Source organism: Streptomyces sp. NPDC060209 (genome assembly GCF_042728155.1).
Taxonomy (GTDB): Bacteria; Actinomycetota; Actinomycetes; order Streptomycetales; family Streptomycetaceae; genus Streptomyces.
Window position 1 is genome coordinate 1 of the sequence record NZ_JBHWZS010000014.1, and the last position, 21,049, is coordinate 21,049.

Genomic DNA, 21,049 nt, shown 5'->3' on the forward strand with positions numbered 1-21,049 from the left:
CACCTGGGGCATCCTGGGGATCGTGGCCGTGATCCCTTCGATGTTCTAGTAGCGGGGACAGGATTTGAACCTGCGACCTCTGGGTTATGAGCCCAGCGAGCTACCGAGCTGCTCCACCCCGCGTCGGTGAACCCCACTCTACGCCACCACCAAGGTGCCCCTGACCAGCTTCGCCTCGCCCAGGTGCATGGCTGTTCAGCGATGGTGATGAGTTGGATGCCCGTCTGGTCGGTTTGGGCGGTGAGGATGCGTGCGACGGTGTGCAATGGTGGCCGGCTTTGACGCGATGGGCTGGGGATGACGGCTCCGCCTGTTGGGACGGCGGGTAGAGGCGCCCGTAGTCCGGCGTGGCGTTGTCGGCAGGGCGTCGGCCGGCCAGGGACTCGGAGATCCCGCGGCCGGCTGGCCGGCCGGGCTTGGGCTTGCGGCTCCTCGGCAACAACGGCTCCAGCACCGCCCACGGCCCGTCTGCGAGATCTCCGCGCCACGAACCACGATCATCCGACGCTGGAGATCCGCTTTCGATTCACACCCTGACCGGGGCCGGGAGATCGCGCCGGCAGGCAGGAGTCCCTCTCTGACCGGCGTACGCCCTGCTCACCTGCGCAGTTGACCGTGCCGCATGAGGCCCCTTGCGGACCTGCCTGCTCCCGGACCCGCCTTCGGGCCGCTGCGGAGCCGTCGGCGCCCGTACTGCTCACCGTTCCCGCCGTTCTCACCATGCAAGATTTCCCGGTGGAGTCAGTGGGCACTCTTGACGAGGCCCGCAAGCGGTTCGACACTCCAGGGGAGAATGTGAGCGAACGGGCAGGAGACCATGGGGCGTTCAGAGCGGGACACGATCTGCGCGCTCCAGCTGCCGTTGCTGACCTCCCGTCGCCACATTGATCTGCTGCGCGTCTGCAGCGCGGCGAGTCCTCTCGGCTGAGGCGGAAGCGGCGACATCGGCAGCGGCTTAGCCCGCGCCTGCGCACCCCATCCGACTCCCCATCCTTCTGCGCATCGTCGCGCGCCGTTGCCGCCGCGCTGCACGCCGCCGCATGTCTGCGTGCCCGAATCCGAACACCGGATCTGCCCACACAACCCGCGTACCGCGACCTGGACCAGGGAGACGCATGCTCGGAGCACCCTCGACAACCACCCCCTCCTTCCGTGGAAGGATCGGCGGTGACACACGCAGCGGCTACTACGCCGCACCGCACCGCTATCGGCTCCACCTCTCACTGTCCTGTCCGTCCTGTTTGCAGATCGCCGTCACCCACAGCCTGCTCCGCCTCGACGACATCCTCCCGGTGACGCTGCTGCCGTCGGTGCCCGACGGCCCCGATGGCAGCCACGCCACGCTGCGCCCGCTGTACGAGGCCAGTTCGCACCAGCACCCCGGCCCGGCTGCGGCGCCTGTGCTCAGCGATGGCTGGACGGGGCGGATCGTCAGCACGCACACCCCCGACATCCTCCACGACCTCGCTCGGTACTTCCGCGGTTGTGGCCCCACACTCCAGCCGTTCGGCACCGAGGAGAAGATCGGGACCATCGGACACCTCTGTGAGCAGGACATCAACGAAGCCGCGCAGCGCGCCGGGCAGCCCGGCACCGACGGCACGGCACGTGACACCGCTCTCTCCACCCTGATCAGCGCGCTGGACTCGCTCGAGCAGCTGCTCGCGTTCCAGGAGTACGTACTGGGCAGCGAACTGACCACGGCCGATGTGCAGGTGTGGGTGACATTGCTGCAACTGGACACCGTGCACCGGCGCCACCTTGACGCCGATGCGGTGCACCGCATCGCCGGCCACCCGCGGCTGTGGGCCTACGCACGGCGCCTGGCATCGCTCCCCGCCTTCGGCTCCCACCTCGACCTGGACGGCATCGACCGTAGGCACGACGCACACTGCCAGGGCCTGGAATCCGCGGGTGCGGCCGTGCAGATCGTGGACTGGGCGGCGGCATACGCACCGAAAGAGGCCCCGGCAGCCGGGGAGCAGCCCGGCTGAGCGGAGGCCCGAGCTGCAACAGTGCTGAGGGGCTTTCCCTCCGTCGCATCTACGGTTGGTGCAAGGCGGCCGCCGGCCCGGCCCCACTCGGGACGGCTGGACGGAACAGACGGCGTTGCAGTGTTGTTGTGCGTCGTGGATGTGAGCATGACCATGATCTTCGGACATTGCGCAGGGCAGGTGCCACGCGTAGCCTCCGGGGAAGGTTATGAGTGTCAGCGTCAAGCCCTGGCTTGCTGACCGGCAACCCTCCTGCGCGGCGGGGTGCTCCAGGTGATGACCAGGCGGAGCCCGGCCGGGTTCCGCAAGCGCGATGCGGGCGAGACCCTCGGGTCCGCCGAGACGGAGGGCGGAAGTGACTGTCATGCCACCCGTGCCCCGCCTGCCTGTCAGGGTTCTTGCCCCGCGACGGCGTCTCCACCTGTACTCCCGGGCCCACATCGACCTGCAGCGTGTCGCCGGCGCGCTCTGTTGTTCCTGACCCGTTCTCCTGCCGCCGAACCTTCCCGACGAAGGCCGGCGATCACGTACGGTCAATCAGGAAGGCGCCCTTTCGTGTCCTCATCTTCTTCCCCGTCCTCCGCGCTTCACCTCGCCGTCGCTCTCGACGGCGCGGGCTGGCACCCGGCCGCATGGCGCGAGCCGGGAGCCCGGCCCCGGGACCTGTTCTCCGCGAGGTACTGGTCCGACATCATCACGGAGGCCGAGCAGGGTCTGCTCGACTTCGTGACGATCGAGGACGGGCTCGGGCTCCAGTCCTCGCACTTCACGGAGCCCGACGGGCGTACCGATCAGGTGCATGGGCGACTGGACGCGGTACTCATCGCCGCGCGCGTCGCCCCGCTGACCCGGCACATCGGGATCGTACCGACCGTGGTCGCCACCCACACGGAGCCGTTCCACATCTCCAAGGCCATCGCCACCCTGGACTATGTCAGTTCCGGTCGGGCGGGCCTGCGGGTTCAGGTGTCGGGGCGGCAGAACGAGGCGGCGCACTTCGGCCGCCGTACGATCCCGCACATCCGCTTCGGAGAGGCATACCCACCGGAGATCCAGGAAGTGATCACCGGACTCTTCGACGAGACCGCCGACTACGTCGAGGTGGTGCGCCGCCTGTGGGACAGCTGGGAGGACGACGCGGAGATCCGGGACGTCGCCACCGGCCGCTTCATCGACCGCGACAAGCTGCACTACATCGACTTCGAGGGCCGCCACTTCAGCGTCAAGGGCCCCTCCATCACGCCCCGGCCACCGCAGGGGCAGCCGGTCGTCAGCGCACTGGGGCACGCGACCGTTCCGTACCGGCTGATCGCACGCTCGGCAGACATCGGGTACGTCACCCCGCACGACAGCGACCAGGCCCGTGCCATCGTCGACGAGATCCGCACCGAGCAGGCCGCGGCGGGGCGTGCGGGGGAGCCCCTGCACGTCTTCGGCGACCTGGTGGTGTTCCTCGACGACGAACCCGCAGCGGCGGCGGCCCGCCGGGACCGGCTGGACGGCCTCGCGGGCCATGCGTACACCAGCGACGCGAAGGTCTTCACCGGCACGCCCACGCAGCTGGCGGACCTGCTTCTGGAGTGGCAGCAGGCCGGACTGTCCGGCTTCCGGCTGCGTCCCGCCGTGATCGGCCACGACCTCGAGGCGATCACCCGCGGCCTGGTGCCCGAACTGCAGCGCCGCGACGCCTTCCGGCGGGCCTATGAGGCCGACACCCTGCGCGGGCTGCTCGGACTCTCCCGCCCCGCCAACCGCTACGCCACCGTCTGAGCCGGAGGGACCACCGATCATGAGCACCAGCAAGGGCACCGGCAAGCCGCTCAAGCAGATACATCTCGCGGCCCACTTCCCCGGCGTCAACAACACCACCGTGTGGAGTGACCCCGAGGCGGGCAGCCACGTCGAGTTCAGCTCGTTCGCGCACTTGGCTCGTACCGCGGAACGCGCCAAGTTTGACTTCCTGTTCCTCGCCGAGGGGCTGCGACTGCGCGAACAGGGCGGCAAAATATACGACTTGGACGTAGTGGGGCGCCCCGACACCTTCACCGTGCTGTCCGCACTCGCCGCCGTCACCGAACACCTCGGCCTGACCGGCACCATCAACTCCACCTTCAACGAGCCCTACGAAGTGGCCCGCCAGTTCGCCAGCCTTGACCACCTCTCGGGCGGGCGCGCAGCGTGGAACGTCGTCACCTCGTGGGATGCCTTCACCGGCGAGAACTTCCGCCGCGGCGGGTTCCTCCCGCAGGAGGAGCGGTACTCCAGGGCCGAGGAGTTCCTGGCCACTGCGAACGAACTCTTCGACTCCTGGCACGGTGACGAGATCGTCGCCGACCAGGACACCGGCACCTTCCTCCGGGACGCGCAAGCCGGAGCCTTCGTGCACAAGGGGCAACACTTCGACATCGAAGGGCAGTTCAACGTCCCGCGCAGCCCGCAGGGCCGTCCAGTGATCTTCCAGGCCGGCGACTCCGACGAAGGACGCGAGTTCGCGGCCTCCAGCGCCGACGCGATCTTCAGCCGGTACAGCACCCTCAAGGAGGGCCAGGCGTTCTACTCCGACGTCAAGGGCCGCCTCAGCCGCCACGGCCGCGCCCACGACCAGCTGCTGATCCTGCCCGCCGCGACCTTCGTCGTCGGCGACACGGACGCCGAGGCGCAGGAGGTGGCCCGCGAGGTACGTCGCCAGCAGGTCAGCGGCGCCACAGCGATCAAGCACCTGGAGTTCGTCTGGAACCGCGACCTGTCCGCGTACGACCCGGACGGCCCGCTTCCCGACATCGACCCGGATCTCGGCGAGCACACGATCGCCCGCGGCCGCGCCCAGGTACGGATGTACCGCGACCCACTGGCCATCGCCCGGGAATGGCGGGAGCGCGCGGCCGCGAACAACTGGTCGATCCGAGACCTGGTCATCGAGACAGGCAGCCGCCAGGCCTTCGTCGGCTCTCCGGCCACCGTCGCCGAGACCATCAATTCCTTCGTCCAAGCCGACGCCGCCGACGGCTTCATCCTCGCCCCGCACATCACCCCCGGCGGACTGGACGTGTTCGCCGACACCGTGGTCCCGCTGCTACAGGAGCGAGGCGTGTTCCGTACGGAGTACGAGGGCACGACCCTGCGCGACCATCTCGGCCTGGCCCACCCCGACGCCGACGCGCCGGGTCAGCGGGCAGCCTCATGAAGTTCCTGGCCATCACCCTCATCACCCACGCCCCCGATCCGGTGACCGGCGTGCAGAAGCCGACCAACGAGCGATTCCGCGAGGTCATCGACAACGCGCTGCTCGCAGAGGAGTTGGGGTTCGACGGCTTCGGCGTGGGGGAGCGGCACGAGCGGCCGTTCATCTCCTCCTCACCGCCGGTCGTCCTCAGCCATATCGCCGCGCTCACCTCCCGGATCCGGCTGTTCACCGCTGTCACCACCCTCAGCCTGCTGGACCCGGTGCGTGCCTACGAGGACTACGCGACCCTGGACCATCTGTCCGGCGGGCGGCTGGAGTTGATCATAGGCAAGGGCAACGGAGCAGCCCAGCGTGAGCTGTTCCACGTCACGCCCGAGGACCAGTGGGACCGCAACGCCGAGAGTTATGAGGTGTTCCGCCGGATCTGGCGGCAGAACAAGGTGACTGCCGCGACGCGTTTCCGCCCCGAGCTGAAGGACGCGGAGGTGTGGCCGAGGCCGCTCCAACAACCCGTCCGAGTCTGGCACGGCAGCGCCACGAGTAAGGAGTCGGTCGACCTGGCCGCCCGGTACGGCGACCCGCTCTTCTCCGCGAACGTCACCAACACCATCGAGCCGTACGCGGAGTTGATCCGCTACTACCGCGAGCGCTGGGAGTACTACGGACACGACCCGGCGCGCATCGCTGTCGGCGCGGGGACAGCGGGCTACTACGCTGCCCGCACCTCACAGGAGGCGATCGCAGCGTACCGCCCGGTGTTCGAGGGATATCTCGCCTTCCAGAAGCGGCTGGGCATCGAGCCGGTGTTCCCGACTCTGGTGGACTTCGTCGAGCGGAGTTCGGCGCTGATCGGCAGTCCCCAGCAAGTGATCGAGAAGGTGCACCGTTACCACGAGCAGTTCGGGCACACCGTCCTGCACCTGCACGCGGACGCGGGTGGTCTCACCGACGCCCAGCACCGCGACTCGCTCGAACTCTTCCAGTCCGACATCGCCCCCGTGCTGCGGCGGGACGTCCCCGACCCGCCGTTCGCCTGGGAGCCGGTGCTCGCCGAGCACGAGTAAGGCCCTGCCGACGCCACGGCCGAGGGCGCGGCCGGTTCCATACCTGCGTCCGTTGCCCTTGCCGCCGAACACTGAGGAGAAACCAGGCCGTGTCCCGCATCCCCCTCGGGGTCCTCGATCTCGTCCCGATCTCGTCCGGCTCCACCGCTGCTGAGACGCTTCGCAACACCATCGACCTGGCCAGGCAGGCCGAGCGATTCGGCTACGCCCGCTACTGGTTCGCCGAACACCACCTCAACCCCGGTGTGGCCGGCACTTCTCCGGCCGTGATGCTGGCCCTGACCGCCTCCGCGACCTCGACGATCAGGCTCGGCTCCGGGGCTGTACAGCTCGGCCATCGCACCGCCCTGTCCACCGTGGAGGAGTTCGGCCTGATCGACGCCCTGCACCCTGGGCGGCTCGACCTGGGCCTCGGCCGCTCAGGCGGACGTCCCGCCAGGCGCTCCGGGGAGTCCTCGCCGATCTCGATTCCCGTCGTCGACGGACGAGCACCCAACGGGCTGAGAATCCCACCGAAGTTCTCCTTCGAGCGCCTGCTCGGCTCACCCAGGATCGCACTCCAGCAGCAGCTGCTGCATCAAACGGGTGCCCAGCCACAGGACTATGGTGAGCAGATCGACGACATCCTCGCGCTGCTGCGGGGTACGTACCGGTCCGGGGCCGGCATCGAGGCGCACGCCGTCCCCGGCGAGGGCGCCGACGTGCAGGTGTGGATCCTGGGCAGCAGCGGCGGCCAGAGCGCCGACGTCGCAGGCCGTAACGGTCTGCGCTTCGCCGCGAACTACCACGTCAGCCCGGCCACCGTCCTGGAGGCCGCCGAGGGGTACCGCGCCGCGTTCCAGCCGTCCGAGGTACTCGACAAGCCGTACGTCAGCGTCTCCGCCGATGTCGTCGTCGCCGAGGACGACAAGACCGCCCGCGAACTCGCCACCGGCTACGGTCCATGGGTCCGCAGCATCCGCACCGCCGAGGGCGCCATCGAGTTCCCCACCCCCGAACAGGCCCGTGCCCACGTGTGGACCGACGCCGACCGGGAGCTGGTCGCGGACCGCGTCGACACCCAGTTCGTCGGATCTCCCGGGCGTGTGGCCGACCAGCTCGAACAACTCCAGGAAGCCACTGAGGCCGATGAGTTGCTTGTCACCACCATCACCCATGGCCACGCCGACCGGGTGCGTTCCTACGAATTGCTGGCCGAGGAGTGGCAACGCCGGTGAGCCGGTCGCCCTGTTCACCGATCACTGCGGTCAGCTGAGGGAGAACCCGCCCTCCCCGCTGATGTTCGTCGGAGCTGGAGCCGGAGTTGCAGCTCCGGCCGAGTGCACACGACTGACATGCAGCCGTCACACAAGGATCGGAATGCGTGGCGGGCCGGTCCGGTTTTCGCTGACATGACTACAGGAGTAGCGCTCAACGCGACCGACGCCGACAACCAGGTCGACGCGTCCGTGCGGCTTGCACATGAGGCCGCGGCTGCCGGGCTGCGGTCGGCCTGGTTCGGGCAGACCTTCGGTGCCGACTCGCCTCTGCTCGCGGCGGTCGTCGGGAGAGAGGTGCCCGGCCTGCACGTGGGTACGTCGGCGATCCCTGTTTTCGGCCGCCACCCGCTGCTGGTCTCCAGCCAGGCCCAGACCGCCCAGGCGGCCACGCACGGCCGCTACCATCTCGGACTGGCGCTCGGCACCAAGCTCCTGACCGAGGCTGGCTTTGGTATCCCCTTCGAACGGCCCATCGGGCGCCTACGCGAATTCCTCATCGCGCTACGGCAGTTGACCGAGTCCGGCGCAGCGGACTTCCACGGTGAACTGCTCACCGCGACGACACCGATCCCCGCACGGGTGCCGGGCGCCGAGGCCGGCGTGCCATTGCTCGTCGCCGCGATGGGACCCCAGGCGCTGCGTGCCAGCGGTGAACTGGCGGATGGGATCCTGCCCTATCTTGCCGGGCCGCGCGCTCTTGGTGAACACATTGTTCCCGCGGTCACCGCTGCGGCAGAGGCCTCTGGCCGGCCCACGCCCCGGATCGTCGCCCTTGTGCATGGCGTGGTCACCGACGAGGTCGACTCCGTACGGGAGAAGGCCGCCGAGCAACTCGCGTTCTACGAGCAGATCCCGTCCTACGCGCGGGTAATCGGACTCTCCGGCGCCCAGCGCGCCGTCGATGTGGCTGTGATCGGCGACGAGCGGACCGTTGCCGATGAGGTGCGACGTTACCGGGACGCCGGGGCGACAGAGGTGGTCTTCTCGGGGACCGAAATCGCCGGAGAGGCAGACCGGCGCCGTACCTGGGCACTCCTTGGAGAGCTGGCTGGCTGAGCGCCGCAGTCCCAATGACAGTCCGGACAACCTCTGGACCCCCATCGGCTTCCGCAAGGTCACCCTCGCAAGCATCCGCCTCACCTTCAGTGCCAGCGCCCGCGACCTCTCGGTGGGGGTGCACGCGGGCTGCCGCTGGACCAGGCGTTGCCGGTCCACCGCAGGATGGACGCGCGAGAGGTGTTCGGGAGGATCGTCACCTTTGCGGGCTGATCCCCCGTACCGTCAGGGCGAGCAGTCTGTTCGCTTCGGCCGCGGGTTCCGGATGATGCTCCGTGGCGAGTGCGACGCCGGTGACCAGCGAGATCAGGTCGGCAGTGGTCACCTCTGGTGCCACTGCGCCGGCCCGGGCGGCGCGGTGCAGTAGCGGATCGACCGCGCCGCCGAGCCGTGCCGAGCAGGCATTCACGTGGTCCGCGTCTGCCGTCCCGTCCTGGAGCAGCGCATCGGCCATGCCGCGCGCGGAGGTTGCGTACGTGGTGAGGGCGCTCAGCCAGTCCAGTAGCGCGGCTCGGGGATCATCCGCGTCGACGAGATCCGCGGCACGGGCGCACAGGGCGTCGATCCGGTTGCTGAACACGGCCTCCAGCAAGGCCCGGCGGCTGGGGAAGTGCCGGCGCACGGTGGCCGATCCGACTCCGGCGGTGCGGGCGATCTGCTCCAGGGAGGCGTCGGCTCCGTGCGCGGCGACCTCCTCTTCCGCCACGGCGAGGATCAGTGCGTAGTTGCGCCGGGCATCCGCGCGCTGGACCGTCATGGCGTCATCTCCGTGCTTGCTAAGTGGCGGGGCCCTCCGTATCGTACTCGGAAGTAAATGGCGGGCCCCGCCGTTTACGTCCGGATGTGATCCGAGGAGCATCATGAACACTGAGTCCGCCCCGGTCCTGGTCGTCGGTGCCACAGGTCAGCAAGGTGGCGCCACCGCTCGCGCCCTGCTCACGGCAGGGATTCCCGTTCGGGCACTGGTCCGCAATCCCGCGACCGCCCGGGCGAAGGCCGTCGAAGCGCTTGGCGGCGTACTGGTCACCGGCGACCTCGACGACCGGGGCTCCGTCGCCCGGGCCGCCGAGGGAGTGCGCGCCGTCTTCTCCGTCCAGATGCCCGACATGGACGGCCGTGGGTTCGAGGGCGAGGTCGCGCAGGCCGGCAACCTGATCGATGGTGCGCGAGCTGCCGGGGTCCCGCAGTTCGTGCACACCTCTGTCTCCGGTGCGGGGCAGCACGTCAGCTGGGTCAAGGGCCGGTGGGCCTGGATGGAGCCGTACTACACCGCCAAGGCCGGGATCCAGGACCGGGTCCGTGAGGCGGGCTTCACGCACTGGACGCTCATCAAACCGGGGTTCTTCATGGAGAACTTCCGTCCCTCCGCGCAGATCATGTTCCCTCGCGGGGTCGAGGGCGGGCTGGTGAGCCTGCTGAAGCCCGCGACCCGGTTGTCCCTGATCGCGGTCGACGACATCGGCACGGCAGCCGCCGCGGCCGTCGCCGAGCCGAAGCGGTTCGACAGGGTCGAGCTTGAACTGGCGGGTGACTTCCTGACGATGACGGAGATCGCCGCGGTCCTCTCCCGAACTTTGGGTACCGGGCTGGCCGCACCCGACATGACGGAAGAGGAGGCGACCGCCGCCGGGATGCCCGGCATGGGCTTCGCGCAGGCCCGTATCAACGAACAGCCCCAGCCCGCCCGCCCCGAGTTCGCACGGGATCTGGGTCTGCCCCTCACCCGCTTCGATGCCTGGGCGCGAGACCACCTCAGGGACACCAGGTGACGCCGATCGGCGCTGAATGGGAGATCGGGCCGCGACCGGCGCCGCGGCCCGGTCCGCGTCGGAAAGAATGCGGTCCGAACCGCCCCCAGGTCACCACCGCGGTCAGGATCGGCAGCACCAAGTTCCGTGCCACATACGGGAACTCCCCGCGCCGCGCGTCCCCCGGTCTCCCGTGAGACAACGAAACGCTCCCAGTCGAGCTCGGCATCCCGCAACTCGGTGAGAACCCCGGTCCGCCCCCTCCCGCAGGGCCTCCACACGCTGGGCAGCCGCTCGTTCTCGTTCCTCTGACATGGTCAGGCGGATACTGGGCGGGACGGATGCTCGGCGTTGAGGATGAATGCCGAGCTGTCGTTCTTCGGCGGCAGGCCGAGGACCGCTCGGGCGGCCAGCTCGCCGAAGGCCGGTGCGTTCTTGAAGCCCTTGCCGGAGAAGCCGGCGCAGACGAAGACCGAGGGCATGCTCGGGTGCTCGCGCATGAACTCGATGCGTGAATGCGTGTAGGCCTCGAAGTACGCCTGGGCACGCATCGGGTAGTCATCCAGCATCGGGAAGAGGTCCCGGGCGACGGCACGGATGGGCTCGAGGTCCCTGCCGGTGATGCGCAGGGGCGCGGTGTCCGGGGACTTGATGGGCAGGTGGTCGCGGAATCCGACGCCGAGCTTCATGGCCAGGCCGTCCGCGGTCGGCAGCCCGTACGAGTAATCGGGTTCCGTGCGCAAGTAGGGGAGAATTCCGTCGAGCGTGCTTCCAGCTTTGGGCAGGTACCACGATGAGATGAGGCGCCGCGTCGCGAGGTACGGTGCCACCTCCGGCAAGAGGGTGGCGGTCCACGCGCCTGCTGCGACGACGACTCGGTCGTAGCGTTCTGTACCGTTGTCGGCCACGATGTCGACCTCGCTGCCGACTTGGTTGATGGCCGTGACACGGCACTCGCGCAGAATTCGTGCGCCGCGTGCGACGGCCGCGTCCGCGACGGCACGAACGGTGCGTTCGGGGAAGATGATGCCGGCGCCCTTGTCGAGGATCGCGATCTCGTCCTCGTGCAGCCGGTATTGCGGAAATCGCAGCTGTGCTTCCTCGCGACTGAGCACCTCGGCGCGGCTGCCGAGAAGGGCTGCGCTCTCGAGCGCGGTGTGCGTTGCGGGGCTGGCGGTGCTGCCGATGGCGAGGGCGCCGGTCAGGTTGCGCAGCGTGCGTCCGGACTCCTCTTCGAGCTCGTGCCAGATGAGATCCGCCCGGGCGGTGATGGGCAGGTACTCCAGGTGTTCTACGTCGATATGGCGGAACAGCCTGGTTTCGCCGCCGGCGGCTCCATGCGAGTGCCCCGGGCTGAAGAGTTCGTAGCCGGTCGCGTCGGCGCCTTGCTTGGCGAGTTGCCAGAGCGTCTGCGCTCCGATGGTTCCCGTTCCGATCACGGCGATGCGAGGAGTGGGCATGTGGATCAGATCTCGATTCCGGCATACAGGCTGCGGTGGATGGGCCTTCGAAACGCGTACAGCGACAGGCCCGCAGCGACTGCTCCGAGCGCGAGGGTCATGAAGTAGGTGTTGTTCGAGACGGCGGTGAAGTACTGCCCCAGCAGGCCCGAGAGAGAGGAACCGAGAGCCAGCGTGAGGAAGTTGATGGCGACCATCTGTGCGGTGAAGGCCTTCGGCGCGATCTGCGTGGCCAGGGAGAGGCCGATGGGCCCGACAAAGATCTCGGAGCTGCCCATGATGAACATGAACACGACGATGTAGGAGAACGGAATTGTGGTGCCGTCGAACAGTGCGGAGATCACCAGGATGAACGCGAAGCCCAGGCCTATCTGCACGAGACCGATGGCGAACTTGGTACCGGCCTTCGGCTGACGTGCCCCCATCCTCTTCCAGATGGCGGCGCCGACCGGGAGCATGGCCACGCCGGACGCGGACGAGATCATGGTGATCCAGCCGACGGGGAACGACCAGTCGCCGATGCTGAGGTCCACGCGGCTCTTGACCAGAAGGGAGATTGCGGTGAACTTCGCGAAGAGCAGCCCGAAATACAGGGCTGCGCCGAGAAACAGTGGGATGTAGGAGCTCACGCGGCGGCGCTCGAAGGAGGTCACGTTCCCTGAGCGCAGGATGATCGTGAAATAGGCGGCGGCAGTGAGGAGGGTCCCCACCGTGACGATCAAGGAGAGCCGCTCGGCCTTGAGGAGGCCGGTCAGGGCCGCCAGGGTGATGACCGCGATCGCGGCGACAGCGATGCAGAGAGCTTTGGGCAGTGCTGTCGCGGGCAGCGGGTTGATGACCTGGCTGGCACGAGAAGGCAGGAAGCGTGCCGATCGGACGTACTGGACGAGGGCGATGACCATGCCTACCGCGGCGAGCCCGAACCCGACGTGGAAGCCCCACTGATTCTGGGCGAGGCCCGTGGTCAACGGGCCCAGGACGGCGCCCATGTTGATCGCCATGTAGAAGTACGAGAAGCCGGCGTCCTTCTTGGCGGCACTCTCGCTCGCGAGGATGAAGCCCACGATGGAGGTGATGTTGGTCTTCAACGCGCCCGTGCCGAGGATGATCAGGACGAGACCTGTGCCGAGCCCGAGCAGCCCCGGCGCGACGGCGAGCACGATGTGGCCCAGGGTGATGACGATGCCGCCACCGAGGACGAGCGTATGGGGGCTGACAAGGCGCTCGCCGGCCCAAGCGCCCAGCAGCTGGGCCAGGTAGACGGCACCGCCATAGGCGCCCGTGATGCCGACCGCTGCGACGGCGGGAAGGGCGAGCCCTCCTTGGCTCAACGCGTCCAGGAGGTAGAACGCGAGGATGCTCTGCAGGCCATAGAAGGAGAAGCGTTCCCAGAGTTCCGTGAACGCCATCCCTCCGACGCCCCGGAGTCCGGACTTCGCATTCTGGGCACGCTGCGGGGACGTAACGGACAAAACAACTCCTTGGGTGTCTCGTCAGATGATCGTGGGCTGTTGCCGAGTGATACGTCGCCATGATGTGCCGGTGCCGGAACGGGAGTTCGACCGTCCGGCTTCGTGTGGCCGCAGGCGGTTGGGTGATCCGACGGTCCTGAGCGGGATCGTGTGGAAGGTCAGGCTCTTGCGGCCCCGTGGGACGCGCGTGAACGGGGCGGCTCCTGGATCACCCCGCACAGGCGACTCCGGTCCCCGACGGGGCGTGGCCACGCGTGACATGAGGTGTGCTGGTCAGTACGTGGGGGGCGCCATGGCCCACATGACCTTGGCGGGGTGTGTACCCGTGCGTTCGGTGACCTTGTGGGGGTGACCACTGTTGTAGCTCACGGAATCGAGCGGGCCGAGGGTGTGGGTTGTGGTGCCGACCTGTAATTCGACCTGGCCTTCCAGCACCAGGAGGAGTTCTTCGGAAGCGCCGTGCGTGTACTGGTCCGTGCCGGTGTTGCCGCCGGGCTCAAAGGTGCCGAGGAGCACTTCGAGGTGGTCGAAATGCGCCGGGGTCAGCTTGAACTTGGACGCCTTGTTGCCGAACTGTCGACTGGTGGCGTCCGCGAAACGCAGAACCGGCCGTGTTGGCGTACTGCTGGACGCGAAGAGATCACCGACGTTGAGCTTCAGTACACCGCAAATCTTCTGCAGGGTGCTGACGCTCCCGTTGGCGCGCCCGCGCTCAAGCTGCGACAGGTAACCGACAGTGATGCCGGTGGCTTCGGAGACTTGTTGCAGCGTTAGGTGGAGAGCTTTCCGACGACGACGGAGGCGGTCTCCGAGCGTGACATCAGACTCGTCAGTCTCGAACATGGCGGCGACGCTACACGAGACTTTGAGTTCTGTCTCAAAAAATTATTCTCTCAGTGTGCTTGATCATGACTGGCAGTGCGCCGTCTCAACCTGCCGTGGAGCTTTTTAGGTGGCGAGTTCAGGTTCCCTGACAGCCTGCTCGCGGGCCGGAGGAAGCTGTATGAGGCGATCTCCGACCGCGATGCCTACGCGAAGGCCTCCGGTGGCCGTTCACCGAGGTCGATGCGATCTCCCAGTCCGGGCCCGCGAGTTCGGGCACCTGCGGTCGGTGAGGACACCGCCGAGGAGACGCCGGCACGGTACGCCGCGCTCCGGGTCCGTGCCCTGGAACGGATGACGTTCAGGCACCACCCGAGGGCCCAGCCCGACGAGCCCAGGAGGCTTGACGCGTCAGCCGACGAGGCTCGCCGGAAGGAACAGGGCCAGAGGGCCTGCTGGGTGGAGGACGCGCCGTGTCGGTTGTCGGCCGCGCCGAGTTGAGTGGCCATCAGCTGAGCGCGAAGTCCTGTTCCTTCATGGTGAGTTCGTGGCCCGAGGTTCAGGCTCTGGGCCATGAAGAGGTGGATGCGGGCAGTTGAGGCCACCGGCGGCGGCCCCGACCAGCGCAAGGTGCTGGCAGGGCTGATCGAGGAACTCCTGGAAGCTCACCCTCTTTCGAAAGTCCTGAGCCGATGCCGGGAGTCGGAGCCAGGACCGGTGCCCGCATCCTGATCGAGGTCGGTGACGGCAGTACCTTCCCGACCGCCGCCACCTGGCCGCTTATGCGGGTCTCGCCCCGGCGACCCGGAGCTCGGGCTCCTCGATCCGCAGTGAACAGCCCCTCCCGGAGAGGAAACAAGCAGCTCCAACGGGCCTACTTAGCCGCCGCGCGCCAAAATCTGTGTTGTTCGGACCGGAGCGGTTGTGGCGCACGGCGCGTCGGGTGCGCCTTCAGCGGGATTCGGACGAGGCAGGCAGGGGCGCGGCTGTCGGCGACGGTGCCCGGCCGGTCTTCTCGTCAGCCACGAGCCGTGACACGCGCTCCCGCTCGCTGCGGCCCCAGGTCTCCTTCGTCAAGAGGATGCCGGCAAGGCCGATCAGCGCCGCACCCAGGTAGAGCAGCGCAGCGCCCGGCCAGCCGTAGGCTCCCACCAGCGCGGCGGCGAGCAACGGTGCGAAGCCGCCGATGGCCGCGGCGATCTGGTAGCCCAGTGAGGCGCCGGAGGTGCGGGTCGCGGTGCGGAACTGCTCGGTGAGCAAGGCCCCTTGGGTCCCGGTGAGCGAGGCGTGGATGAGACCGATACCGATGATGAAGACGGTGACCACGAGGGCGGGTTGGGCGGAGTTGGTGAGCAGGTACATCGGGAAGGCGAACAGGATCGCCACGGTGCAGGCCGCGATGTATATGGGGCGGCGTCCGATGCGGTCGGTGAGAGCGCCGGCCAGGAAGGTCACGGCGATGGCGAGGATGCTGGCGGCGGTGATGGCTCCGAGGGCGACGGGCCGGAGATCGGGGTGGCGGTCGGTGATGTAGTTGAGCAGGTAGGTCGCGGTGGAGTAGTAGGCGAAGGACTCCACGACGCGCAGGGCGATGACGCGCAGGATGCCGCGCCAGTCGCCGGCGAGGGTCGCCAGCAGGGGGTTCTTCTCGGTCTTGCCGGTGGCCTGGGCTTCCTGGAACTCGGGGGATTCCGACAGACGGGAGCGGACGATCAGCGCGACGATGACCAGGACGGCACTGAGCAGGAACGGCGTCCTCCACTGCCAGCTGCCTTCCAGTGTGTCGCTGAAGGCGAACACGCCGCTGGCGAGGGCGATGCCCAGGGGGTTGCCGGACTGCGGGATCGCCGCGAACATACCGCGGCGGTGCCAGGGCGCGTGTTCGTAGGCCATGGTGATCGCGCCGCCCCATTCGGCGCCGAACGCCAGGCCCTGCACCATCCGGATGATCACGAGCAGGACCGGTGCGAGCACCCCGACCTGCTCGAAGGTGGGCAGTACGCCGATGAGGAAGGTAGCTGTGCCCATGACGATCATCGCCGTGACCAGGACGGGCTTGCGTCCGAACCTGTCGGCGAAGTAGCCGCCGACGGCGCCTCCCAGGGGGCGCATGACGAAACCGACGGCCAGGGTGGCGAAGGAGAGAAGGGTGCCGACGAACCGGTCGCTCTCGGGGAAGAAGACCGCGCCGAAGTAGAGCGCGGAGGCGGTGCCGTAGGCGATGAAGTCGTAGTTCTCGACGCTGGTACCCAAGGCCGCGGCGACCGCGGTCTTGACGCGGTCCTTCGAGCCGAGGACGCTTCGCCGTCCGGCGGTGGCGCTGGTGGACATGCAAGGTCTCCTTGGTGGGTCGCCGGCCGGGTGCCGGCATCAACGCAGTGAGAAGGAGGCGGCCGCACGCGCGGGGCCGGGTCCTTCGGCTTGGGTTGCGGGCATGACGAACAGACGCCTGACGAGGCCGTGCGGGCCCGGGCGTTCGGCGTCATTCAGCGCGACGGACGGTCCGTCCGCGCGAGAGGCGGGGCGGTGAGGGTCAGAGGGGCGGGGTCAGGTCGTCGAGCGCGTTGAGCTTGGCGACCCGGCGGCGGGTCTCCTCGTCGTCGTCGAACACGGCGTTGAGGAACTCGCGCATGATGTCGGGTACGAGTGCGTGCGGTACCAGCCACGCCCCCACCGCGATGGCGTTGGCGTCGTCGTGCTCGACGGCCTGGTGGGCGGAGTACGGCTCGTGGGCGAGACCGCAGCGGATGCCAGGCAGCTTGTTGGCGGCCATGACGGCTCCCTGGCCCGTGCCGCAGACGAGCACGGCCCGATCGGCCGATCCGCCGAGCACCGCCTCACAGGTCGAGCGGGTGATGTCAGGGAAGTCGACGGGGTCACCGCTGTAAGTGCCGCAGTCGATCACCTCGTGCCCGAGGACCTCGATAGCCGCGCGCACGGCGTCCTTCAGTGAGAAACCGGCGTGATCTGCGCCGAGGGCGACCTTCATGGCTTGTTCCTTTCAAGTAGGGCGTACTGTCCCGCGTCAGCCGCGGACGCCTCGGCGCTCGCTGGGCGGGGCGGCTGTTCCCGCTGCTCGTGCCGGCAGCGGCGGCAGCGCGACAGGCTCAGGTGTTCAGGCCGTTGTCGGCGGCCGGGGACGTGTCGGTGCGGCTCCGGCGGGAGGCGCGGGGGCCGGGACAATCAACCGGTGCCCCTCACCGCTCGGTCGGTGAAGGTGGTCGCGATGCGCTGACCGACTGCCTGGCGGCCGGCGAGGAGATCGATGAGTCCTCGTACACCGAGCCGGCCGATCGCCGAGGCGTCGTTACGGACCGCGCTGATGGGCGGTGAGGTGAACTCGAACCAGTCGAGGTCGTCGAAGGAGACGACCTCGATGCGGGCTGCCTGCTCCGCGCCGAGCCGCTCCCGCAGCGCGCGCACCGCGCCCAGGGTGGTCTGGCCGTTCGCGCCGAACACGGCGGTGAACGGCACGCCGCGGTCGATGACGCGGCCCATGGCCTGGGCAGCGCCGCCGGCCAGGAAGTCACCGGCGTCGAGCAGCCGGTCGTCAGTGCTGATGCCGTGTGCGGCCCGGCCGGCGACGTAGGCGGCGCGGCGCTCGGCGCCGGTGGAGATCGTGTCCGGTCCGCCGATGAACGCGACGTCGCGGTGGCCTCGGCGTTCGAGCCAGGAGAGCACCTGTTGCACGCCCTGGGCGTTGTCCGTGCCGTACAGCGGTGCGTCGACGCCCTCGACCGTCCGGTTCAGGAAGACCAGCGGCGTCCCCGAGGCGAGTGTGGCGGCGAGCTGCGGCGAGATGTTGTCCTGGGGCGAGAACAGCAGGCCGTCGACGCGCTGGCCGGCGAAGGTCCGCAGGTAGGCATCGGCCTGCTCGGCGTCCTCGTTGGCGTTGGCCAGAAGCACGGTGAATCCGTGCCGGCGCGCCTCCTGTTCGGCTGCGTGAGCCAGCTCGGAGAAGAACGGGTTGCGGATGTCCGACACCAGCAGCCCCAGCACATCGGTCCGAGCCCGCCGCAGGGACCGGGCCGGCCCGTGGGCGACGTAACCGAGCTCAGCGGCAGCGGCGAGCACCCGGGCCCGGGAATCGGCGGAGGTCTGACTGCTGCCGCTCAGTACCCGTGATGCGGTTCCCAGCGCGACCCCTGCCCTGGCCGCGACGTCCTTGATCGTGGTCATCGCCCCACCTCCTCGTGGAAACGTTTCCATACTTCGATGACGTAAAGGTTCCACACGGTGGGCGAAGAGGCAAGGGTCGAGACCGACCCGTGGCCTCGGCGCTCGGCCCCTCACCATGAGGTCGCAGCCTTCGGGGAGGGGCGCCGGCGGCGGTGTCCGACCGGCACACCGCCGGGGTCCGGGGTCGGGACCGCACTCGGCCGCCTGCGGCGGGCCTCCACACGTCACTTGCGCGTGTCCCTGCCGTGACCGGCGCCAACGCATCGGACGACCGGCCCGGCAGGGACGATCGGGCCTCAGGCTGGGGCAGAGGTGCGGGAGACGGCGTGACTTCGTCTTGTCCGGCCATTCCAACTCATCAGCGAAGAGATGCTCGACCACCGGCGAGATGAGGGCGTGCGGATGCGCCTCCAGCCGCCCTCGCTCAGCCGGGGCCCTCTGTCAGTAACGCGGGCGGCGGGGCAGCGGGGTGACCGAACGGGCGTCGTGGAGGGCGGTTCGCAGGCGGTCGTTGCCGATGGTGAGGTGTTGTATGGCGGCGATGGCGAGTTCGAGCTGCTCTGCCGGGTCGCGGTTTTCGTGTCGGAGCCGGTCGTTGTCGGCCCTGGCCTTGATGTAGGCGTCGGCGCGTCAGGAGCGCGCGGCTGACACGGGATGTCTGTCAGCTGGGTGCAGATGTCGGGGAAGTTGCGGCGGAAGGTGGTGTTGGTGAGGCCGAGGCGGGTGGCGAGGGTCAGCACGTTGAGGCTCCGGCCCGTCTCGGCGGCGAGACACTCGATCGCGGCCCGGACATCGGCGAGGCGGGAAGGGGCCGGCGGTGGGCCGTCACGTGGCGGCCCCGATCGTGGTGAGGAAGCGGCGGATCGCATTGCTGGCCCCTCTTATGGCACAACAACCATGCGAGCAGCGCGTGGCGTCGTGTTCCCTGACGCCACGCGGGTGAGCATGTGCGGACCCAGCCCTCTTCCCGCACCGAGGCGATGCGATGCCCCGCGCCAACCACGTCCGCCCCGAGAGCGTCGCCTCAAGGTGGATCTTGCGGCACCGGCCGCCGGAGCAGTCGCTGTTCAGCGCCATCTACGGCCTGGTGCTGGCCAGCGCCCTGGTGGCTGCGCTGGACGTGACGGACGAGAACGCCGATCCCGGTCAGGACGCGCTGTGGGTACTGCTCACCGCGCTGGCGGCGGCCGCCGCCCATGGGTATGCGCACGTCATCGCCCAGCGTGCGTCTTCCGACGGGGCAGCAACCATGAGCAGACTGCGGTTGGTGCTTGCGGAGTGGCCACTGGTCGCCGCCGTGCTGCCGACAGTGGGGATACTGCTTGCCGTGGTAGCCGGGTGGTGGTCAGAAGCCACGGCTGTGGACACAGCCCTGCTGCTCAACACCGTCGCTCTGTTCGGCTGGGGTACCTGGGCCGCCCGCATCGCCGGGTACGGATGGCCGTCGTCGTGCCGGGCGGGGAGCCTGGACATGTTGATCGGCCTGATGATCATCATCGCCGATGTCCTGATCGACTAGCGTTTCCGCCCGCTTTCCCAGGTCACATCGCCGACTGGGGAGAGACCGGTCCATCCCCCGTTGCCGGCCAACCCCCGCGCCTCACCTGAGGACATCGAGGACCTGGGGCGGCTGGGCACTCCACCGGCTACGCCACAGTGCCCCGACATACGACGCCGAGGGCGGCACCTCAACCCCAACGCTGCTGGCCCGCTCCCGCCACTCCTCGGTCCGTTCCCTGGCGCGATACGCCCGTCCCGGAGTCGACGCGGTCGCCCGTCACGTCGCGGAACGCGACCCCGCCGCGCGTCGCCGCACGTGACGCTCGTCGTTCGCGGCCGGCGACAGCGTTCTTACCGGCACCCCGACATCGACGAATCGTCCGCCAGTTGCTGGACGAAGGAGAGAAGGTCGCCCCGGAGGACCTGGCGCAGGTATCGCCGTATCTGACCGAGCACATCCGCCGCTTCGGCGAATACTCCACCCGCGAGCTCGCCGACGAACCCGACGCCTACGACCCGCGCCTGGACGTCGACTTCACCCCGATCCGCGGCGACGGCCCGCCGGCCGACGGATTCAGCGGGGCCGCGTGAGCCGGCCAAGGGCCGGATGCCCGAGCCGGCCGGGCGGGTGTCGGCGAGCACGGAGCCTTGGCACCGCGTCCGAGGGCTGATCCCGGGGACCGGGGGTGAGGTCACAGCATTCGGTCGACCAGCCCGTCGACGTAGTCCGGGGTGAGCTCCATGCCGAACAAGACGCGGATATACATCGGGGCCAGGATGTGGTCCAGCACGCCGAACGCGTCGGGTGCTTGCTCGCCACGTTCGCGGGCGCGATCGAGCATGGACTGCAGTTGCCGCATGCGTTCGGCGCGGAGGTCGTCACCAGCCCGCAGGCCCTGCTGACCGTTGCTCGACAGGGCGACGGCCAGGCGCACCACCGCCACACCGTCGGGCCCGGTGATCTCGCGGGCCACGTTGGCTGCGTAGGTGCGCAGGTCGCCGGCCAGGCTCCCGGTGTCGGGCATCGGCGACTGCGCGTTGAGGCGGGTGAGCGCCACGTCGGTGAGCAGGGTTTCCAGGCTGCCCCACCGGCGATAGATGCTGCTGTCGGCTACGCCCGCGCGGGCTGCGACCTCGCCGACGGTGAAGTTGCCGTAGCCGCGCTCACTGATCAGGTCGGTGACGGCCTGGTGCACCTCCGCGCCGACGCGGGCGCTGCGCCCGCCGGGCCGCTGGGCTCGCTGTCGCTCGTTCATGCCCCCCACCTTAACGCAGTCATGACTTGCGTTTGCGAGACGCCCCCCTTACAGT

The 21,049-nt window shown here is 68.8% G+C and carries 19 protein-coding genes, 1 tRNA gene, 2 pseudogenes and 1 riboswitch; of the genes and pseudogenes, 13 read left to right on the plus strand and 9 right to left on the minus strand.

Annotated elements, in window-relative coordinates:
• Positions 1–49: 49 nt before the first annotated feature.
• Positions 50–123, minus strand: a tRNA-Met gene (locus ACFWFI_RS04890).
• Between the two features lie 694 nt (positions 124–817).
• On the opposite strand from ACFWFI_RS04890, the gene ACFWFI_RS04895 reads away from it, so the two are divergent.
• From ACFWFI_RS04895 to ACFWFI_RS04930, 8 genes are all read left to right on the plus strand, one after another.
• Positions 818–928: a putative leader peptide gene (locus ACFWFI_RS04895; RefSeq protein WP_387385541.1), complete on the plus strand. Its 111-nt coding sequence runs from the start codon at positions 818–820 to the stop codon at positions 926–928.
• Positions 929–1,115: 187 nt separating this feature from the next.
• A complete protein-coding gene (locus tag ACFWFI_RS04900) occupies positions 1,116–1,994 on the plus strand; it encodes a glutathione S-transferase C-terminal domain-containing protein (protein ID WP_387385544.1) in 879 nt (292 codons plus the stop codon).
• Between the two features lie 204 nt (positions 1,995–2,198).
• A riboswitch (SAM riboswitch) is annotated at positions 2,199–2,311 on the plus strand.
• A 47-nt stretch (positions 2,312–2,358) separates the two neighbouring features.
• Positions 2,359–2,475 (plus strand): putative leader peptide, encoded by a 117-nt coding sequence (locus ACFWFI_RS04905; RefSeq protein ID WP_387385662.1) that lies wholly within the window; start codon positions 2,359–2,361, stop codon positions 2,473–2,475.
• 74 nt (positions 2,476–2,549) lie between these two features.
• The gene (locus ACFWFI_RS04910) at positions 2,550–3,764 is read left to right on the plus strand and encodes an LLM class flavin-dependent oxidoreductase (protein ID WP_387385547.1); all 1,215 of its coding nucleotides are present in this window, start codon (positions 2,550–2,552) and stop codon (positions 3,762–3,764) included.
• Between the two features lie 19 nt (positions 3,765–3,783).
• Positions 3,784–5,178 carry an NtaA/DmoA family FMN-dependent monooxygenase gene (locus ACFWFI_RS04915; RefSeq protein ID WP_387385550.1) on the plus strand — a complete coding sequence of 465 codons (1,395 nt, stop codon included), beginning with the start codon at positions 3,784–3,786 and terminating at the stop codon, positions 5,176–5,178.
• Positions 5,175–6,242, plus strand: a complete 1,068-nt coding sequence (locus ACFWFI_RS04920) for an LLM class flavin-dependent oxidoreductase (RefSeq protein WP_387385553.1) — start codon at positions 5,175–5,177, stop codon at positions 6,240–6,242. The genes ACFWFI_RS04915 and ACFWFI_RS04920 overlap by 4 nt, the downstream gene beginning before the upstream one ends.
• Positions 6,243–6,331: 89 nt before the next feature.
• Positions 6,332–7,459 (plus strand): LLM class flavin-dependent oxidoreductase, encoded by a 1,128-nt coding sequence (locus tag ACFWFI_RS04925; protein WP_387385556.1) that lies wholly within the window; start codon positions 6,332–6,334, stop codon positions 7,457–7,459.
• Between the two features lie 174 nt (positions 7,460–7,633).
• A complete protein-coding gene (locus tag ACFWFI_RS04930; protein WP_387385558.1) occupies positions 7,634–8,557 on the plus strand; it encodes an LLM class F420-dependent oxidoreductase in 924 nt (307 codons plus the stop codon).
• A 196-nt stretch (positions 8,558–8,753) separates the two neighbouring features.
• Here ACFWFI_RS04930 and ACFWFI_RS04935 read toward each other — a convergent pair whose 3' ends face one another.
• The gene (locus ACFWFI_RS04935; RefSeq protein WP_387385560.1) at positions 8,754–9,314 is read right to left on the minus strand and encodes a TetR/AcrR family transcriptional regulator; all 561 of its coding nucleotides are present in this window, start codon (positions 9,312–9,314) and stop codon (positions 8,754–8,756) included.
• 103 nt (positions 9,315–9,417) lie between these two features.
• Here ACFWFI_RS04935 and ACFWFI_RS04940 point away from each other — a divergent pair, with 103 nt between their 5' ends.
• A complete protein-coding gene (locus ACFWFI_RS04940; RefSeq protein WP_387385562.1) occupies positions 9,418–10,326 on the plus strand; it encodes an NmrA family NAD(P)-binding protein in 909 nt (302 codons plus the stop codon).
• A gap of 296 nt (positions 10,327–10,622) precedes the next feature.
• Here ACFWFI_RS04940 and ACFWFI_RS04945 read toward each other — a convergent pair whose 3' ends face one another.
• The 3 genes from ACFWFI_RS04945 to ACFWFI_RS04955 all read right to left on the minus strand — a co-directional run bounded on the left by ACFWFI_RS04945 (position 10,623) and on the right by ACFWFI_RS04955 (position 14,080).
• On the minus strand, positions 10,623–11,765 hold the full coding sequence (locus ACFWFI_RS04945) for an FAD-dependent oxidoreductase (RefSeq protein WP_387385564.1): 1,143 nt from the start codon (positions 11,763–11,765) through the stop codon (positions 10,623–10,625).
• Positions 11,766–11,770: 5 nt separating this feature from the next.
• Positions 11,771–13,174, minus strand: coding sequence for a peptide MFS transporter (locus ACFWFI_RS04950; protein WP_387385566.1), 1,404 nt, complete (start codon positions 13,172–13,174; stop codon positions 11,771–11,773).
• Between the two features lie 336 nt (positions 13,175–13,510).
• Positions 13,511–14,080 carry a helix-turn-helix domain-containing protein gene (locus tag ACFWFI_RS04955; RefSeq protein WP_387385568.1) on the minus strand — a complete coding sequence of 190 codons (570 nt, stop codon included), beginning with the start codon at positions 14,078–14,080 and terminating at the stop codon, positions 13,511–13,513.
• A gap of 671 nt (positions 14,081–14,751) precedes the next feature.
• On the opposite strand from ACFWFI_RS04955, the pseudogene ACFWFI_RS04960 reads away from it, so the two are divergent.
• Positions 14,752–14,895, plus strand: a pseudogene (locus tag ACFWFI_RS04960) (transposase); the annotation flags it as partial.
• Positions 14,832–15,176: a hypothetical protein gene (locus ACFWFI_RS04965; protein ID WP_387385665.1), complete on the plus strand. Its 345-nt coding sequence runs from the start codon at positions 14,832–14,834 to the stop codon at positions 15,174–15,176. The pseudogene ACFWFI_RS04960 and the gene ACFWFI_RS04965, both read left to right, overlap by 64 nt.
• On the opposite strand, the pseudogene ACFWFI_RS04970 reads toward ACFWFI_RS04965, so the two are convergent.
• From ACFWFI_RS04970 to ACFWFI_RS04980, 3 genes and pseudogenes are all read right to left on the minus strand, one after another.
• Positions 15,125–16,390, minus strand: a pseudogene (locus ACFWFI_RS04970) (MFS transporter); the annotation flags it as partial. The gene ACFWFI_RS04965 and the pseudogene ACFWFI_RS04970 sit on opposite strands and share 52 nt — an antisense overlap.
• Before the next feature lie 202 nt (positions 16,391–16,592).
• Positions 16,593–17,048: an RpiB/LacA/LacB family sugar-phosphate isomerase gene (locus tag ACFWFI_RS04975; protein ID WP_387385570.1), complete on the minus strand. Its 456-nt coding sequence runs from the start codon at positions 17,046–17,048 to the stop codon at positions 16,593–16,595.
• Positions 17,049–17,242: 194 nt separating this feature from the next.
• On the minus strand, positions 17,243–18,238 hold the full coding sequence (locus tag ACFWFI_RS04980) for a LacI family DNA-binding transcriptional regulator (protein ID WP_387385573.1): 996 nt from the start codon (positions 18,236–18,238) through the stop codon (positions 17,243–17,245).
• A 985-nt stretch (positions 18,239–19,223) separates the two neighbouring features.
• Between ACFWFI_RS04980 and ACFWFI_RS04985 the strand changes: the two genes are divergently transcribed.
• Together ACFWFI_RS04985 and ACFWFI_RS04990 are read left to right on the plus strand one after the other, a co-directional pair.
• On the plus strand, positions 19,224–19,757 hold the full coding sequence (locus tag ACFWFI_RS04985) for a hypothetical protein (protein WP_387385575.1): 534 nt from the start codon (positions 19,224–19,226) through the stop codon (positions 19,755–19,757).
• 137 nt (positions 19,758–19,894) lie between these two features.
• The gene (locus ACFWFI_RS04990; RefSeq protein ID WP_387385578.1) at positions 19,895–20,329 is read left to right on the plus strand and encodes a Tn3 family transposase; all 435 of its coding nucleotides are present in this window, start codon (positions 19,895–19,897) and stop codon (positions 20,327–20,329) included.
• 101 nt (positions 20,330–20,430) lie between these two features.
• Here ACFWFI_RS04990 and ACFWFI_RS04995 read toward each other — a convergent pair whose 3' ends face one another.
• The gene (locus ACFWFI_RS04995; RefSeq protein ID WP_387385581.1) at positions 20,431–20,994 is read right to left on the minus strand and encodes a TetR/AcrR family transcriptional regulator; all 564 of its coding nucleotides are present in this window, start codon (positions 20,992–20,994) and stop codon (positions 20,431–20,433) included.
• Positions 20,995–21,049: the final 55 nt, after the last annotated feature.

Coding starts and splice junctions, on each gene's coding strand:
- ACFWFI_RS04895 (WP_387385541.1), top strand. CDS start 818: ATGGGGCGTTCAGAGCGGGACACGATCTGCGCGCTCCAGCTGCCGTTG.
- ACFWFI_RS04900 (WP_387385544.1), top strand. CDS start 1,116: ATGCTCGGAGCACCCTCGACAACCACCCCCTCCTTCCGTGGAAGGATC.
- ACFWFI_RS04905 (WP_387385662.1), top strand. CDS start 2,359: ATGCCACCCGTGCCCCGCCTGCCTGTCAGGGTTCTTGCCCCGCGACGG.
- ACFWFI_RS04915 (WP_387385550.1), top strand. CDS start 3,784: ATGAGCACCAGCAAGGGCACCGGCAAGCCGCTCAAGCAGATACATCTC.
- ACFWFI_RS04920 (WP_387385553.1), top strand. CDS start 5,175: ATGAAGTTCCTGGCCATCACCCTCATCACCCACGCCCCCGATCCGGTG.
- ACFWFI_RS04930 (WP_387385558.1), top strand. CDS start 7,634: ATGACTACAGGAGTAGCGCTCAACGCGACCGACGCCGACAACCAGGTC.
- ACFWFI_RS04935 (WP_387385560.1), bottom strand. CDS start 9,314: ATGACGGTCCAGCGCGCGGATGCCCGGCGCAACTACGCACTGATCCTC.
- ACFWFI_RS04940 (WP_387385562.1), top strand. CDS start 9,418: ATGAACACTGAGTCCGCCCCGGTCCTGGTCGTCGGTGCCACAGGTCAG.
- ACFWFI_RS04945 (WP_387385564.1), bottom strand. CDS start 11,765: ATGCCCACTCCTCGCATCGCCGTGATCGGAACGGGAACCATCGGAGCG.
- ACFWFI_RS04950 (WP_387385566.1), bottom strand. CDS start 13,174: ATGGCGTTCACGGAACTCTGGGAACGCTTCTCCTTCTATGGCCTGCAG.
- ACFWFI_RS04955 (WP_387385568.1), bottom strand. CDS start 14,080: ATGTTCGAGACTGACGAGTCTGATGTCACGCTCGGAGACCGCCTCCGT.
- ACFWFI_RS04975 (WP_387385570.1), bottom strand. CDS start 17,048: ATGAAGGTCGCCCTCGGCGCAGATCACGCCGGTTTCTCACTGAAGGAC.
- ACFWFI_RS04980 (WP_387385573.1), bottom strand. CDS start 18,238: ATGACCACGATCAAGGACGTCGCGGCCAGGGCAGGGGTCGCGCTGGGA.
- ACFWFI_RS04985 (WP_387385575.1), top strand. CDS start 19,224: ATGCCCCGCGCCAACCACGTCCGCCCCGAGAGCGTCGCCTCAAGGTGG.
- ACFWFI_RS04995 (WP_387385581.1), bottom strand. CDS start 20,994: ATGAACGAGCGACAGCGAGCCCAGCGGCCCGGCGGGCGCAGCGCCCGC.